Source organism: Paenibacillus favisporus (assembly GCF_040545415.1).
GTDB classification, from domain to species: domain Bacteria; phylum Bacillota; class Bacilli; order Paenibacillales; family Paenibacillaceae; genus Paenibacillus_AQ; species Paenibacillus_AQ favisporus.
In genome coordinates this window covers 1037028-1053797 of record NZ_JBEPLV010000003.1, presented here as the reverse complement: position 1 = coordinate 1053797, position 16770 = coordinate 1037028, and the positions used below count along the sequence as shown (strand labels likewise).

The 16770-nt window shown below is 51.5% G+C and carries 14 protein-coding genes and 1 pseudogene; 1 reads left to right on the top strand and 14 read right to left on the bottom strand.

Features of this window, described 5'->3' with window-relative positions; all coding sequences use genetic code 11:
* Positions 1-173: 173 nt before the first annotated feature.
* Complete coding sequence (locus ABID47_RS17875; RefSeq protein ID WP_354498708.1) at positions 174-1778, bottom strand: copper amine oxidase N-terminal domain-containing protein; 1605 nt, start codon at positions 1776-1778, stop codon at positions 174-176.
* Positions 1779-1915: 137 nt separating this feature from the next.
* Complete coding sequence (locus tag ABID47_RS17870; RefSeq protein WP_354498706.1) at positions 1916-4651, bottom strand: DEAD/DEAH box helicase family protein; 2736 nt, start codon at positions 4649-4651, stop codon at positions 1916-1918.
* A gap of 187 nt (positions 4652-4838) precedes the next feature.
* Between ABID47_RS17870 and ABID47_RS17865 the strand changes: the two genes are divergently transcribed.
* Complete coding sequence (locus tag ABID47_RS17865) at positions 4839-5267, top strand: EamA family transporter (protein WP_116230578.1); 429 nt, start codon at positions 4839-4841, stop codon at positions 5265-5267.
* A gap of 29 nt (positions 5268-5296) precedes the next feature.
* Here ABID47_RS17865 and ABID47_RS17860 read toward each other — a convergent pair whose 3' ends face one another.
* From ABID47_RS17860 to ABID47_RS17805, 12 genes and pseudogenes are all read right to left on the bottom strand, one after another.
* Positions 5297-6592 carry a bifunctional DedA family/phosphatase PAP2 family protein gene (locus tag ABID47_RS17860; protein WP_354498703.1) on the bottom strand — a complete coding sequence of 432 codons (1296 nt, stop codon included), beginning with the start codon at positions 6590-6592 and terminating at the stop codon, positions 5297-5299.
* 326 nt (positions 6593-6918) lie between these two features.
* Positions 6919-7563 (bottom strand): TVP38/TMEM64 family protein, encoded by a 645-nt coding sequence (locus ABID47_RS17855; RefSeq protein ID WP_354498701.1) that lies wholly within the window; start codon positions 7561-7563, stop codon positions 6919-6921.
* Positions 7564-7578: 15 nt separating this feature from the next.
* Positions 7579-8745, bottom strand: coding sequence for an MGDG synthase family glycosyltransferase (locus tag ABID47_RS17850; protein ID WP_354498699.1), 1167 nt, complete (start codon positions 8743-8745; stop codon positions 7579-7581).
* A gap of 82 nt (positions 8746-8827) precedes the next feature.
* Positions 8828-9004 carry a hypothetical protein gene (locus tag ABID47_RS17845; RefSeq protein WP_181152809.1) on the bottom strand — a complete coding sequence of 59 codons (177 nt, stop codon included), beginning with the start codon at positions 9002-9004 and terminating at the stop codon, positions 8828-8830.
* A gap of 47 nt (positions 9005-9051) precedes the next feature.
* Entirely contained in the window at positions 9052-9849 is a 798-nt protein-coding gene (locus tag ABID47_RS17840; protein ID WP_354498697.1) for an alkaline phosphatase family protein, read from the bottom strand.
* Positions 9850-9970: 121 nt separating this feature from the next.
* Complete coding sequence (locus ABID47_RS17835) at positions 9971-10426, bottom strand: undecaprenyl-diphosphatase (RefSeq protein WP_354498695.1); 456 nt, start codon at positions 10424-10426, stop codon at positions 9971-9973.
* 272 nt (positions 10427-10698) lie between these two features.
* Positions 10699-12105 carry a HAMP domain-containing sensor histidine kinase gene (locus tag ABID47_RS17830; RefSeq protein ID WP_354498693.1) on the bottom strand — a complete coding sequence of 469 codons (1407 nt, stop codon included), beginning with the start codon at positions 12103-12105 and terminating at the stop codon, positions 10699-10701.
* Positions 12102-12779: a response regulator transcription factor gene (locus ABID47_RS17825; protein ID WP_354498691.1), complete on the bottom strand. Its 678-nt coding sequence runs from the start codon at positions 12777-12779 to the stop codon at positions 12102-12104. Before ABID47_RS17825 ends, ABID47_RS17830 begins: the two co-directional genes overlap by 4 nt.
* Before the next feature lie 308 nt (positions 12780-13087).
* A complete protein-coding gene (locus ABID47_RS17820) occupies positions 13088-13756 on the bottom strand; it encodes a C40 family peptidase (protein WP_354498689.1) in 669 nt (222 codons plus the stop codon).
* Between the two features lie 214 nt (positions 13757-13970).
* Positions 13971-14726, bottom strand: a complete 756-nt coding sequence (locus ABID47_RS17815; protein WP_354498687.1) for an ABC transporter permease — start codon at positions 14724-14726, stop codon at positions 13971-13973.
* Positions 14717-15394 (bottom strand): annotated as a pseudogene (locus ABID47_RS17810) (ABC transporter ATP-binding protein). Before ABID47_RS17810 ends, ABID47_RS17815 begins: the two are co-directional and overlap by 10 nt.
* 188 nt (positions 15395-15582) lie before the next feature.
* A complete protein-coding gene (locus tag ABID47_RS17805; protein ID WP_354498685.1) occupies positions 15583-16755 on the bottom strand; it encodes an amidohydrolase in 1173 nt (390 codons plus the stop codon).
* Positions 16756-16770 lie beyond the last annotated feature (15 nt).

Here is a 16770-nt window from a genome sequence, read left to right as displayed (position 1 = left end):
CCTGTTTCGATTTATAATTAACATATTGTTAATTAATAATATACCTGGGTTGGTTTTTTGTGTCAAGGGTTATGTTGCCAAAATAATAAAAAAACAAGCCGACTTCTGCGTCGGCCTGTTCAAATGTTTCGGTCAGGAAGCTGTTAGACAAAATAGGCGGTTCCAAGACTGACCTAATTATTGGAACTTACTTTTAAGCGCTCGAAAGTCTTGACCATTTCGGCATCTTCCAGAAAAATATTTTTCCCGCCTAATTCAGAACCCATGGCCAGCTTGGTTCCTTCAGCCCTGTAAATGCTGACGGAATCCCCGGCAGTGAACTCTACCGACATCCCGTGGAAAAACGTTTCGGGAAATATCCTTGGCAGCGTCACTTCCGTGCCTTCGGCAGTAATTTTTTTAAGGATCCGGCAAACGGTACGAATCCCCTCCTGATCCTGCTTGTTCGCTCCAATCAGAGGTTTGTACGTGATGTCTCCATCCTGCATGTGAACAGATTTCACCGTGTCGACGGCGCATGAAGCGGCCATCTCCTTAAAGCTGCGCTCTTTGGGGAGTGCCTTCCGTTCTTCAGCATAAGACGGCCGTTTGTAGGTCAACCGCTCAGAGTTGGCGCTTTTTTTGAACGGACTGTCATAAGCGAAGTCTAATATTCCATATCCAGGATACCCGGCATCCCCAGCGAAGCTCAGCGTATCTCCTGGATACGGCGTCTGGTAGTCACGGGCGTATGCCAGATCTTTTCCCGTTAAAAGCTTGTCGGCGAGTACCGTTGTCGTGTTATCCTTCAGATCGACCAGCGTCAGCAAGCCAGTGCGGCCTGGCCGAACCACCAAATAATCCGCGCCAACGGCCTGAACGCCGAACACGTCATCCTGCTTGGTCAGCTCCTGCAAATCATGTGTAGCAACGATCTTCCCTTCGTCGCTATATACCCACACGATCTTTCCGTCCGTCAGTACCGTATATTCGATCCAGCCGTTTGGATCATATTCCTGGAAATATGTCTTATTCGGTTCGTACCGGAGGTCATAAGCTGCATGCTTCTGATCGACGATACGGTTATTGCGGATAAGTAGGGAGTAGACATCATAGTGAGGTTTTGGATTGTTGTATTTATCCACAAACGTTAGTACCGTATTCCCTCCTTGCTTGAGCCCGCCTTCAACCGAAATTGTCCCCTGTACCTCCACATCCAGCTTCCCAATGTTCAACACATCAGATTGTTCGTCCTTAGCCGTATATAACTCATGGGTTGTGCGATCCCACCATATCGTTAGCCACGAGTACAGTTTGAGGTAATCGTCCGATTTCGTCATATGTACGGTTTGCGTAGCCTTCTCCCACTTCACTTCCGTTCCCATAGCCTCCGAGAAGAAGCGCAGCGGGGCATACACCCGCCCATCTACCATTCGAAGTGGTGAGGATAGGGCGACAGGCTGTCCGTTGACGTTCGCGCTTTTCGAGCCGAAAGGCAGTTTCACGGTGAGCTTTGGATACCTCATTGTTACTGTTTTGGCCTGATCGTTCCAAGAGACCAGGGTACCGAGCACTTCTCCCATATCCCGGACCGGCAGATAAACCGTACCTTTGTCCAGGAAAGGGGGTGTTTTCGGATTTGCAGCTTTACCGTTCATCGTCAAGTTAATGCCAGTATTGGCCGCCGCTTTGGTTGCCGCGGTATTGTCGGCGCTAACAGGCAATGCAATTGCAAATGCAGCAGCGGCGGCCAGAAAAGCAGCCGGCAGAAATGAATTCCATCGTCGTTTGAAGCGCATCAGATAGGATCCTCCCGTTATAAAAAGATGAGTGCCTAATCAATAAACGCCGGAAATCAGCTGTTGGTTGCTTCCCTGAGAAATTTCCCCGTAAATAATTCACCAGCTTCAGTGCCGCATGTGATGGTTTGCTCGCCTTACCGCCAAGCGCTGACCCGCTCGGATTTGCGGACAAACATCGCCGTCAGGGACTTCGCTCTCGCATCAAGCAGCATCTTGCGCCCCTCGGGAGTCCGGGTATAGACCAGCTCAGCCGGTCCGATATGCTTGCGCCACAGAACGGCAAAGCGCTCGGCATGTTCCTTGCGGCGTCCGATCTCATCCGGGACGGCATGGTAATCATGCGACCGGCCAAACCGCCGCCGCGATGTGCGATAGACTAAATAGCGGGGATTGTCGATCGGATCGAGCAGCTGCTGCAGGGCATTGAGGAACAGCGTCTTTTCATGCGTACTCCCATCCCTCAGCCAGCAAACGACGGTACCTCCCTCCTCCTGGGTTCCGATCAGATGAATGCTCGGCGCGGGTTGGACCAGCTTCATTTCATACAGCACGGTGTATACGCCTAATCCGACTTCGCGAATACTTCGATCCAGCGACTGGTGCTTGATCGTCATTTTTGCAGCCTTGTAGATCCAGGGGCTGGCACAGACGGCCGCCAAGACGGCAGCGATGCCGAATTTGAACCACCCCGGTGCATCCGAATGCAGCATTTGAGGCGATGAGGCCGCGTCAAAAAAAGTCTCCAATCCGAGCACCAACGCGAAAATAAGAACCGCTTTAATCGTATAGGGATAAACCACCGGCCTTGGAACACTCTTGCCTTCCGCCTTCAGCTCCTCGGTCATCGAACCCTGCAGGGCAACGGCTGATGCCCAGTGCTCCTTGAGTAAGTGCCGCTCCTTTGCCCTTTCCAATGTTTGTGCGTTGTACAACTCAATATCCCTTTCCGCTAACCGTCCCGGCCCCAATCCCATTCGCTCCATACCGGATTCGATCGTTTCATTCGTAATGGACAAGCCCACCAACGAGCGGAAACGTCTGGCAAGAGACGCCATATCTTCTCCTCCATCCGCAAGCTCCATATCGATGCAGGCCAAATGCCAAATTGCCCCGGTTTTGTCCGGATTTCCGCGCTGCGAACGGATCGCACGCCCCCGCATCTGATTGGACAGCATAAATGAGCCTACGTAGGAAGCCATGATCATCGAATTGATCCCCGGCGCATCCCATCCTTCGCCCAGCAGCGCGGCCGTACCAACGAGTACACGGACACCGCCTTGGTCAAAGAGCTCTGTGACCCATCCGACGATAACGGAACGATTCGAATCGCGCACATCGATCGTCACGTATTCGGAATCGTGGGCGAGCGGCCGCTCCGTGAGCGTAATACCGCGCTGACCGGCCGTCTCCCGCACCCATGCTGCCGCAGCGACTGGCAGGATCACAAGTGAGCCGGTCAGAACGCCAATGGGGAGCTCTCGCCCGCTCGGTTCTTTTTCTCTAAGCCGTCTGCGGATGGTTTCGAAAATCGGGACCACCCCAAGGCGCTGAATTGGCTGTTCATCCCCCGCTTGCTTAGGCATGTCTTCCTTCCGGATATAATCGGTCAGGATGATCATGCGCAGGCCTTCGCCAAGGACCGATCTCTCAAAATCGAGGATATGTCCGATTTGCTTCAGCTTCGAAACGCTGTGAACCAGCATTTTGTCCAGTGCCGGGGTGGACCGCAAGTACAGCTTGCGCCGCTCAATCATGCCGAGTTGGCTGAGCCGTCTCCGAAGTTCCTTCAGCTCAGGCTGATCTGAATCTACATGGGTATCTTTAAACAATACCCCGTTCAACAGCTCCTCCAGCCATTCGTCACTTAGATTAGGCGTATCTGCTTCTTTTAGCCCCAGCAGCCTGACCGCATCGCGCCACACCGGCTGATTCGCCGCCCGTAAGAAAATGACCATGCTGGAGTAATAACCCGGGGAAGATAATATCTCTTCCATATGGGATTCCGCGTTCGTGATCCAAGGGTGGCCGGCGATCAGTTCGGTTATGAATTTGTCCCGGATGAGCTCGCCCCGCAGTCTGGCCGCATGCATGCGAAACTCGCGGAGCAGCGCCGCTTCCTTCTCCTCAGGCGGGGTCAGCATGATGTAATCCTGATGCGGGCATAATTCGCCATGACGGACAAGCTCCGGCACGCTGATCTCCTCATCAATCGGCCCGCACAGCTCGATATACCGCTGCCACTCGTTCGGGTTCACGTCATATGGCGGCGTTGCCGTCAGCGCAATTTTGGTCGGCCGCTCCAGCATGCCGCACAGCTGAACCGCGCTCCTCCACCAGGACACTCGTAAATGATGGGCTTCATCAAAAATGACGGTGTGCAGTCCCAGCTTCTTCAGATTTTCAATGATCTCCATCGCTGCTGAAGGCTGGTGCACCTCGTCTTCCTTTTCCGCCTCATCCGTGTCTTCTGGAATCTCCTGCTCCTCTTCTTCTTGCTCTTCATCCTTTTTCCCGGCGGCGGTGAGAACAGTATGTAAGGCCTGATATGTTGTAATCGTGACCATGGCCGGATGATGAATGGAAGTCGACAACCAGTCCGGGCGTATGTCTGTATCCAAAAAAAGCTCCATGAAGCGGTTTGCCCACTGCTCCTTGATCGTCAAGGTCGGTGCCAAAATGATCGTCGGCCGGTTGATGCGCAGCATGACTTCCAGGCCCAGAACGGTTTTGCCGGATCCAGGAGGCGCAACAAGATGCAGGTGCCGATTGCGCAAATGCTCGTCCAACCGGTCGAGTATCCGCTTTTGATAGGAACGCCACGGATAGCGAAATTTGATATGGTCAGGAAAAGCCTTGGTCTGATTCTCCATGGCGGTTCACCTCTTTTCATCTATTTCCTTTCGTCCATATCCCTTTTTTACGCCGAAAAACGTGCCAGGGATTCGGGGAATGGATATTTTGTAAAATCATTTATGATTTGAGCCCGTGATGAACAATACTATAATAGGGAATCTTTGCCGCTGTTGAAAAGTCATTTATGAAAAAAGGGGGATGCTTATGGCTGCATGGCTTATTTACGCGCTGCTTTCTGCCGCAGCGGCTGCGCTGGTGTCCATTTTCGGAAAAATCGGTCTGCAAAACATCGATGCCAACGCCGCCACGGCGATTCGGGCCGTCATTATGGCCTTATTTCTGCTCGGCGTCATTGCCGTACAGGGAAAATTCGGCCAGCTGGGAAGCATTTTGGCACAAAAAAAAGCACTCAGCTTCATCGTGCTCAGCGGAGTGGCAGGTGCAACGTCGTGGCTGTTCTATTTTTTGGCCCTCAAGTACGGCAAGGTGTCGCAGGTAGGGCCTATCGACAAGTTAAGTGTGGTGATCGCCGTCATTCTGGCCTTTCTGTTCCTCGGCGAAAAAATATCCTGGCTCAACTCGGCCGGCGTCGTGCTGATCGCAATCGGCGCACTCCTGGTCGCCATGAAATAACCGGATTACACACCTTTGCTGCCGCTGCCTTATTCTGGGGCCGTGCCGAGTTCCGACTCCTTGAATTTGCGCATAATTTCCAGCAGCATCACATGCAGACTGACCCAGACACCGCCAAAAATGTATCCGGCAAACACATCGCTTGGGAACTGCACGTGAAAATAAACCCGGCTGATCCCGACGGCCAAACAGATCAGGATCACCGCCACAACGATGGGGATCCGGACGTAACGGAAGTGATAATGCCGCAGCAGTAAAAAGGCCGAAAAACCGCATACTGTCATAGTAACTAACGTTTCCTCGCTCGGAAATGTATTGAACAGCTGTACGCCTGCTGCCACCGGGCCAGGACGATGAAACAGCAGGCGAAGCACCCTGTCCAAAAACTCTCCGCCGGCCACAACCCAAACCAGGAACGCCAAGTCCAGCCTGCGATCCCGGCTGTGGAGCACGATCCACAAGCCTGTCAGGCATAGAACCGGTCCATACAAATCCAAAGTCCCGAACCTCGCAAATACGTGCATCCAGCCCGCCCACTCTGGACCGAACAGCACCGATACTAAATAAGAGGCAATTTGGTCGAATTGTCCGTACTCGTGCGACAAAAAATCCTGAATGACGCCGAGCATTAACGAAAAAAACAATACAAACGCAGCAAACGAGGCCAGCAGCAATAGACGGACCTTTCCGAACGACTGAAAGTGCCGCACGCCGCTTGCCAGCAAATCCATCAATCGCTCGATCGCTTGATGTTTATACTTGCGGTAGACATAAATGGCCGCTGTTACCAGTGCCGAACCGATCCCGAAAATAACCATGTAACGATTGACTGTAGAGTGATAGACTTCCCATTTCGGGCCGAGCACTTTACCAAGCGAAATGAACAGGGCTACCCAGAAAAGCGCGCCGGTGTAGGCAAACAGCGCATAACGCCGAAAGGGCATACGCGTTACGCCGCAAAAGTAACCGGTAATGTGACGGACCCCCGGTATAAAATAAGCGGCAAACAGAAGCTTGTCCCCGTAGCGCTCAAACCAGCCCGTAATTTGATCCATCCTCTCTTCGGTGAGATGGACCTTGCTGCCATGGCGCGAAATAAAAGGACGTCCCAGCCGGTATCCGATCCAATAAGATAAAGTCACGCCGGTCAAGACGCCGGCTCCGGCCGACGCCATGCTCAGCAGCCAGCTCAGTTTCCCTTCATACACAAACAAACCGGTATAGCTCATCATCATTTCACCGGGAAGCGGCAGGGCAAGCATTTCCAGGCACAAAAACAGATAGATCAATGCGTAACCATAGTGCTCCAGCAAATTCGTCAGCATACGTACTTCCAGCTCCCTCTACACATAACGCTGTAACTTATTTAGTCGTATAACTTTTACTTCATCGGCTTTATAGAAGCCACTTTCTCTATATTTCCCCTTCATTTCACGCTTTTAACATGCGCCGATCCGGTCTTGGATAATACGCAGTGTAAAAAGACCTTGACTTCTTGTCAAATCGCAGGCTCCAAGCCGAAATAACCAACCCCAACGAGAAATCCGCCGGGCTTGGTTGGAGTTGCCTGTCATCCTATGAAACGCTAAGCTATTTTGCATGGATCCCAATAAACGGCAACCGTTCCTTGGCTGCTCTCTCATTGTCTACATTACTCCGCCGCCACTCTGCTTTTTCGGGACTTACCGGACGTCCGCTTCTTTACATACCATGACAAACCGGCAAAGATCATGAAGACCATGCAGCCGCTCACAGCCCAGAGCAGTGAACCTTCCCGTACACCAGCGTACAGTGCGCTCATAGCCACAGTATGCGGAAACACGCCGATCGCCGTCGTCAGCATGTAACGAAATAGGTTGACCTTTAAGAGCCCGGCGGCATAGTTGACAGCGTGATAAGGAATGAAGGGAACGAACCGTGCGATCAGAAGGCCTTTAAATTCACTGGCTCTCAGCCAATCCTCCATTTTGGCAAGATACGGTTCAACCCGCGTACCTGCAAAATAGGATGAGAAGGACCAGGCAAGCCAATATCCCCCAAAAGCTCCGATGATCCCCGAAGTCCACAAGCAGAGACCTCCCCAATATGGCCCGTAGATTTCCAGAACCATCACGGCGGTGATTTCGCCTGGCAGCGGGAGCATATTTAGCAGGGTTTGAAACAGAAACACAGCGACAAAGCCAAAGAAACGATAGTGGCGTATACACGCGACAATAGATTCCGCATCCCCTGTTTGCAGCACATAAACGGTATATATCGCCAAAGCGGTCAGGAGCAGCATTCCGAACCATTTCATCCTATGCTTCATCGTTTAGGGACGAAGCATCAGCTCATAATCATGGTTTGCATCTTGATAGTTCTGCAGCGTCTTCAAAATATCGTTCACGATCAGCTCGCCTGCTGCTCCTTTATGAAATTCAGCCATTTTTTCGCGGATCCGATCAGCTATCGTCGGTGCCTCGAGAAAATCCCGGAGCTGCTCCGCGAGCTGGCGGACATTGGATGAAATCTGGGCCATACCATTGGTTTTAAAATAGCGGGCGTTTTCCCTCTCCTGACCGCCATACGGACTCAGAATAAAAATCGGCAGCTTCAGAATGACGGCTTCGGACAAAGTGATGCCCCCGGCTTTCGTTACGATGCAGGAGGAAGCGGCCATCAGATCGTGAATGTTTTTGACGTATCCAACAATATTCACTTGCGGCTGACCCGAAAACAGCGTCGTCAATTTCTCATAGGCTTGCTGTTTGCGTCCGCATACGACTGTGATTTCGCAAACTTCCTGGTCAACCAGAAGATGAATGAGCTCGACCAGCTGCTGGAACACCGTAAATGTGCCTGCCATAATCAAAATACGTTTCCCCTTGGCCGTTCCTTGTGCAGCACGTCGCAGCGGGGCTTCGGCTGCTGTTGTATAGAATTGCGGTCGTACAGGGATCCCGGTAACGCTGATTTTCTCCGCTGCGGCGTTATAATTTTGGACCATCATGTCCTTGATCTCGTTGGTAGCCACGTAATACCCGAACGTATCCGGATGAATCCAGCGGGAATGCAGGGCATAATCGGTAATGACAGTAAACGTACGCGCGGCGTGAACGCATTCTCGCTCCGAAACGACGCCGAAAGGAAATGTATTGATGATCGCATCGGGCCGGAAACGGCTGATGGTCTCCAGCATTTTGCCTTTCACGAGTCCGTTCAGGTACCGCATCACCGGCCCGGATGGATTGGAATCCCTGGTCATGTAATAGCTCCAGCCATAATAGTCGAGGCCCAATTGGGACGTAAATGTGCTCATTTGATACACTTTCGAGAACAAGGAATTTAGTACCGGATGAGCTTCCTTCATGAGGTCAATGATCTGCACCTGGTTGACCTGCTGCGCATGAAAATAGTGCAATAACGCCGAAGATACCTGAAGATGGCCGTCTCCAAAGCCGGCTGTCAAAATCAAAATCCGCGGGCGACGGTTAGACATGCTTGTTCCCTCCCTTTGGTCTCATCGGATTGCCAGGCGACACAAGTCGATGCCTGATCCGGTCAGGATGATCTGCCAAGAGTTAACCGTAGTTACGCTGATATGAAAAATCCTTGCCGGGAATGACCAATATATGGTCCAAAATAAACTGCTGCTCTTTCTCGGAAAGGCCGGACCGTTGAATCATATGACGAATACGTGTTTCCAAGTCATGCATGGACTGCAAAAACAAATCCATATCCTGAAGCTTCTCATACATGCCTCTCACTCCCCATCTATATTCAATTTCCATGGCTTCAATTTCATTTAGGACGGTTTCCACAGATTTCGGATCGGTTCGCTGCCCGATGTACGGCCAAGATGTGACAAACCGTACAGGTCTTCCAGTGTCCGCAGGACATTTAAATGGCTGATCTTCTGATCGAATACGGCTTGACGAACATGATCCCCCACGATGATGGTCGGGATATGATTCCGGCTGCCGTAGTCGTCTTCGTCCCAGGTTAAAATCAGCATACTGTTGTGGCTTTTCGCCCATTCTACATAAGTGCCCATGTTCTGTTTAAGCCACTTGTCTGCCGCTTGGATTGTTCCGTCATGCATATCGTGATCCAGGTTAGGGATCACAAAGGAAACGGTCGGAAGCTGGTTGTAATCAGCAGGGAAATCTGTGAATCTCCGGTTTGCCGATTTCGGTACGTTGGTAAAGTTCACCCAGGGACTATGCTTTCGTCCGTACTGCTTATCGGTGCATACGGTCGATCCGACAGAAGGCAAACCTTCCGAGTATCCGGCAAAAGTAAGCTTGTGTTTGAACAGCTCGCTTGCCAGATTGGGCGTGGTAAACGTATGTCCGCAGGAATCATCGTGAACGCCTTGATCAGACCCGGAAAACAGGATTAGATAATTCGGCTGGCTTGGATGAGCGTTGGCATACGAATCCGTGAAATACGCCCCTTGCTTAGCCAGGCTGTTCATATAGGGTGCTGCCCGATTCCCGATGATGTTTTGGCGGGAATGGTTCTCCTCCACGACGATGACGACATGATCGGGAACCTTTGCCGTTCTTCCGCTTTGGCCTGCATTTTGGCCAACGGGTTTCATCGTATGGGGCTTTGATATGCTTTGCCCCGCCTCCGCTTGCCCGGTTCCCTTAGGCCCGGCACAAGAACACAAGATCATGAGGAGAACAAACAGTATTGTAAATTTACGCATATGCATTAAATCACTTCCCTGCGGGCAGTTGATCTTCTTTGTTTACGGGCCGGGACAAAATCTTCGATTCGTATTTTTCATACCATCCTAGACCCGCTTTAAACAAACGGGATGCGAACGTGAAGCGTGCTGCAAGATGGTGCACCCCTGCTGAAACAATGATACCGATCAACGCCCCACCCAATACGTCAAGCGGATAATGTACACCCGTCCATACCCTGGAGAACGCAATGCACGCAGCCAAGATCAGCCAGACGACCCCTTCTCTCCGGCGATATATCACGAAAATCGCGGCAATGGCAAATGCTCCAATGGAGTGATCACTTGGAAACGATGCATTAGCAGGATGCGGGATCAACTGAAGCACCGAATGGGTGACAAACGGGCGGTTCCGGTAAAATAAGCGGCCGATCACCCAACTGATTCCAAGCCCGATGGCAGCAGAGACGACAGACTCCGTCACCATTCTCCGGTTGCTCTCCTTACGGATGAACCAATAAACCAGCAGTCCGGCAAAAACAAATAAAATGCTCGTTCCGCCAGGATACGCATAACAGGATTCAGGGAGGAAGCGGATCTTCCCCACTCGTTAATGACATGAAATAGTTGATAATCGATTTGACCCATACTCATTCTCATACTCCTTCTGCTTGTTCTGATCTGATAACGATCGGTAGAGATCAGCTTAACGCAGGAATATGAAAATTTAATGAGAATCAGCCAATTGATAGCATCCCTTTAGGAGGAAACCGCCGGGAACGTTAAAGTTACACGCGTTCCTTTGTTTTCGATGCTCGTAATCTCGATATCGCCTTGATAAAGCGAAATGAGATTTTTGGCGATCGCAAGGCCTAGGCCCGTTCCTTCAATTTCTCGGCTGCGAGCCCGATCCACGCGATAAAACCGGTCGAAAACATGCTGGATCTCGGCCGTCGGTATGCCGATTCCATAATCTTGAATCGATATGCACACCCGTTTTTGCTCTTCGTAGCAGCGAATGTCGATTTCTTTATGTTCCGCTGAATACTTGACTGCATTTTCAATGACGATCAACAGCATCTGCTCCAGGTGAAGCGGGTTGATCCTCACCACTTTACCGATACCCTCTGCTTTCATGCGAAAAGCGAACTCCGGGTATAAATCCTCCATTCGCTTCAGGGTTTGAGTCATAAACGGTTCGATCCGGATCTGCTCGATATGATCGGTCAATGTTGAAGAATCCGTCCTGGACAGGGCCAGGAGCCCCTGTACGAGCCCCTTCAGCCTTCGGACTTCCTGAAGCGACGCATTCAGCGACTCCTCCAGGATGACCGGATCCTTTTTCCCCCATCGGTTCAGCATGTTTAAGTGACCTTCCAGAATGGTGATGGGCGTGCGCAGCTCATGCGAGGCATCGTCCACGAACTGCTTTTGCTGGCGGAATGACACTTCCAGTTGGTCCATCAGCTCGTTGAACAGGCTGGCCAACTGCGATAATTCGTCCCCGTTTCCGATGTTTCCGACGCGTTCCTGAAGCCCGTTTTGCTTCACATTTTGGATGGTAACTGCAAGCGCCTTAACCGGCCGCAAAAACTGCTTCGCGATCGCCCAGCCGCTGGCAGCGCTGATGCATACGGCCAGAAAGCCTCCGATGACCATGACCCACAGCAGCGTCGCGTTAAAATGGTCGAAAGTTTCGAGATTTGTCGCCATTTCGACCGTTCCCGATTCGTTCTTGATCGCAAAGGGTGTCCGGTAAATGAGAATGTGGTCTTCTCCATGCCACGCATCCTGCAATGAGCTGGTCGTAATCGGCAGCGGGGTGATCCACTTCGGATTAAAATGGTTCGTAACCAGCAGCAGATTCGCCCCGTTGTCGTCAATCAGGCGGATCATTTGATTTTTACCAAGAATATTGCGAATGAAAGAGCTCGCTTCCGGTGATTCCAGCGATTCCTTCGTTGCCTGCTGTTCCTCCAAATAACCCTGGACCTGTGACATCATGACATGAAGCGCGTCCCGTTCCTGGTTCAGCATCCAGTGCTTCAATACCAGATATTGGGCAAAATTGTACGTGGCAAACAGTAGAAAAATGAGCAGCGTTGCGCCAATCATCAGCTTCCATATGACAGGCAGCCGCTTGAGCCAATCAGTTATTCGTCTCATGTCCGCATCACATATCCCATTCCGCGTACGGTTTGGATGACGCTTTCTTCTCCGGCAGAATCTAATTTATTCCGCAAATACCGGACATACACATCAACCACATTCGTCTCCACCTGTGAATCGTAGCCCCATACCAAGTCGAGCAGCATATCTCTGGTCTGGACCAGGTTTGGATGCTTCATAAACACGGCCAACAGATCGAATTCACGCTTCGTCAGCTCGATGGGGGTACCGCCCCGGGCAGCTACTCTGGCATCCAGATCCACCGTAATGTCCCGGAAGGTCAGAACTGCCCGGTTCGGTTGATCCTGAAGCTCAATCCTGCGGAAAATCGCGCGCATGCGGGCGAGGAGCTCCTCGATGTCAAAAGGTTTGGCGATATAGTCATCGGCCCCGCTGTCAAGGCCCTGCACCCGGTCTTCGAGACCGTCTCTTGCCGTGAGCATGATGACCGGGGTATTTTTGACAATTCGGAGCCTGCGGCACACCTCTACCCCGTCCATATGAGGCAGCATGATGTCCAGCAGGATCATATCCCATTCCTCCGCCAAAGCGAGTTGAAGTCCACTGGATCCGTCATAGGCGGCCTTCACATAAAATTGCTCATGCTCAAGTTCGAGCTGGATGAAACGCACCAGGCTCTTTTCGTCTTCTATAATAAGTATCCGTTTCATTGATATCTCCTCCAGGTTACTGCTGCGAAGACAAGTATATTGGAATTTCATGAGAAAATGATGAGAAGATAGGTACTGTTCCATTTCAACAATCAGTACTAGTTTGATCATACCTTGAAATTGTAAACAAATGATAATCCTTCCTAACATTTTCTGTATACAAAAAGCAGAGCCCCACAAGAGACCCTGCCTTAAATGCTTTTTTATTGTTCTCTACTCTCATGCTCTCCATCTGCACCTTCGGATTTTCCCCAATGATGTTGTGAGGAATGCTTAAGTTCGTTTGTCGACTTTTGTACTTAATCACTTTAGTCGTTAGATGTCGATGATGCAGTGACTGACGCATCAGCAGAATGCTGACCATTGGAATCGAGGCTGCCTGCATTCTGTCCGTTACTGCTCTGTTCATTCGAAGCCTGACTGCCTGCTGCCTGCCCGCCGGAAGCTTGTCCATTGTCGGAAATGACGCGACGAGCGGTTACAAAGGTATGATCCCAGGTGCTTCCTGCAAAATCGGACACTGTCACGCCAATACCGACTCTGTAGGTATGCAGCAGTTGTCCGTTGCCTATATAAATGCTGACGTGATTGATGACGCCGTCATGATTCGTATCGGAGAAAACCAAGTCCCCTGGCTGTAATTGATCCTTGGACACCGGCGTGCCTACCTGCGATTGCTCTCTTGAAGAGCGTGGCAGATCGATGCCGTTTTGCTTGAACACATATTGCGTGAATGAGGAACAATCGAATCCGTCCGTTCGGCCGGATGGTGCCCCAAACTGATAACGAACGCCTAGAAATTGTTTGCCTGTCGCGATGACCCGATCCGCCACGGAGCTGTCAGATACCGAGGCTGCGTGAACCGGATGGGCCGGCAGCAGCATGCTTCCGGAAAAAGCGACGGAGAGACACAAGCCGATTCCCATAAAAGTTTTGCCGATACGGCTCTTTCTGATGAGGTTCGTGTTGTTATTCATAAAGACCCTCCCTAGAAGTCGTATTGGATAAGTGAAATTCATGCGGATTAGTGCTTTGCCCTTCACTAACAGTTATAGGCGATAGAAATTAAAAAATGATGAGAATGTCCAATATCCTCCTCAAGCAATTTTATCCAAGCCCATGCCTGCGAAGTAGAAACAAAGTACCGCTGGCCATCATCTTGTATACGATCCAAATCAACATGGCAACGACTTATGTATCCGAACGCATAAATTGGCCCAGCTTACCGAACCATAACCGATAGCTCATCAATGCCAGCAAAATGCTGGTGAGCGCCGCCGATGAAGCGAACGCAAACATGATCAATATTTGATAACGGACCGCCTCCAGCGGACTGGCTCCGGCCACGATCATGCCCGTCATCATGCCGGGCAGTTGGACGAGCCCGACGGTCTTCATCCCGTCGATCGTCGGGATCATGCTGGAGCGCGCCGAGCGGTTCAGCATGCGATGGATCGCCTGCCGCGGGCTCGCGCCGAGAGACAGCAGCGTTTCGACTTCTCCCCTCGAGGTCACCGTTTCCCGCTTCATTTGGTTCAAAAACAAACTGGACACGACCATGGCGTTGCCGATAGTCATGCCGCTGATTGGAATAACATAACGCGCTGTGAGCGGGATAATGCTTAGAGCGAGCAGCAACCCCATCGTAACTACTTCCGTAATCGTAATGGTCAAACCTACGTACAAATAGATGCGCTTGAGCCCTTTTCCACGCTTGCCCGCATTCCAGGTAGCTACCGCAATCATAACGACCAGGATTAAGGCAACGAGCAGGAAATGGTGTGTGCCAAATATGTATTGAAGGACAAAACCGACGGCGAGAAGCTGTACCGCAGAACGAATCGTTCCAATCAGAATATCTCGCTCGAGGCCAAGCTTTTGCCATATGGATATGCCAACAGATACCGCAATAAATACAAGCGTCGAAGCCAGCGCGATCAAAGACATGATATCCCTCCCTCCGACAAAGTCCCATTGGAGAGCGACCATACCCTGTCCCCGATCCGTGCTGCCTGGTCGCGATCATGGGATATCCAGACGTAACCCGTCCCCTCCTGCCGATTGATGTCCGTAATCAAACGCTCAACCGCATATTTACTGACATCGTCGAGCGAGGAAGTGATCTCATCCAGCAGCAGAAGCTTGGGACGCAGCAATAAAGACCGGACGAGAGCGACCCGCTGCTTTTCACCGCCCGAAAGGGTGAAAGCTTCTTTGGACAAACTCATATCTCCAAGCCCAACGCTTGACATCAAATGGGCTGCATAGGCTGGATCATATTCTGTATGATGAAGCCTGCTCACCGTACGCAAATTATCCTCGATGGAACCTTCAAGCATGACCGGCGTTTGACTGACGTGTCAGACGTTCATCCGCCAGGCTTGCGGATTCCACTCGTTCAGCGGCTTTCCGAGCAGAAGCATTTCCCCGCTGTCCGCTTCATCCAGCAGGCCAAGAATGCGCAGCAGGGTGCTTTTGCCTTGGCCGGACGGCCCGACGAATACAATTTTCTCCCCTGCGGGGACGGTGCCGGCGATTTGCGAAAAAATGATTCGATTAGAGACCGAGGATATCGTTTTGCTTAAATTCGTAAATGACAAGGTGTTATCGATCATTCATATAAATCTCCTCTGCGTGTGGCTTACTATCGTCGATTACCATCCATTTTAAACATTCCCGGTCGGCTTGTCATGGCTTAAGGATCGATCGGTCTTCACTCATTTGCCTAGTTGTCGTGAGCATTTCGAGCATGCAGAAGCAAATGGCACAAACCGGGAAATAAAAAAGCCGCGAAGCTCGCGGCTTATCGAGTATTCATTTCGTTGAGACAGCGTACCGCCAGATGGCTGTAATATTCCGCAGCCGGGAGCAGCGCATCCTCTTCCGGATTAAACTTCGGATGATGCAGCGCATAGGGCGAGTTAGACCCTACGTACACAAATGCGCCTGGGATGTGCTGGAGATAGTAGGAGAAATCCTCTCCTCCCATGCTTGGTCCAAGCACTTTGGTGACATAGCCGGATTCCTCCGCCGCATCGCTGGCAAACTTGGCCCAGTATGCGTCGTTGATCGTGGCTAGCGGTCCGGGATACCACTTCAGCTCGGCTGACACCCCCGCCGATGCTCCGATTCCGTCAATAATTTGCCGGATCGTGTCCGGAATGCGTTTCTGTACCTCCACATCGAGCGTCCTTACCGTTCCTTCGAGCTCCACTGTCCCTGGAAGGACGTTCCATGTGTTCCCACCAGAGATCCGGGTGACGCTGACCACGACAGCATCGAGTGCGCTGACCCGGCGGCTGGTGATCGTTTGCAGAGCCAGGATGATTTGGGAGGCGGCGACGATCGCATCGGTCCCTTTCTCTGGTGTTGCCGCATGGGCACCGATTCCGTTAATGACGATTTCGAACCGGTCAACGCCGGCGGTGATGGCGCCTTCGCATGTGCCCAGTTCTCCTACCGCAAGCTCCGGCGAATTGTGAAGGCCAAAGATCGCCGATACGCCTTCCAACCCACCGGAGTCCACCACGTCTTTAGCTCCGTGTCCAGTCTCTTCGGCCGGCTGGAAAATGATCCGTACGGTTCCTTGAAGCTCTTGCTCCTTTTCCTTCAATAGATAGGCGGCTCCCAAGGCAACGGTTGTATGAAAATCGTGGCCGCAAGCATGCATTTTTCCTGCAAACTTGGATCGGAACGGAACGTCCGTCTCTTCATCGATCGGCAGCGCGTCGATATCCGCCCGTAAGGCCATGATCGGTTCCCGGCCGGTCCCGATTTGGGCGATGACCCCCGTCTTCAGGTTGGGTAAATCCAGAATTTCAATATTGGCTTCCTTCAGCCACGCTTTGATTTTGCGCGTCGTTTCGAACTCTTCATTGGATAATTCGGGTTCCAGATGCAGATTGCGGCGGATGTCCACCAAGCGTTCATGCAGCTTCGCAGCGGAACCGGTATTCGTTAAACCGGGATTGGCCATGCGAATTCCTCCTTC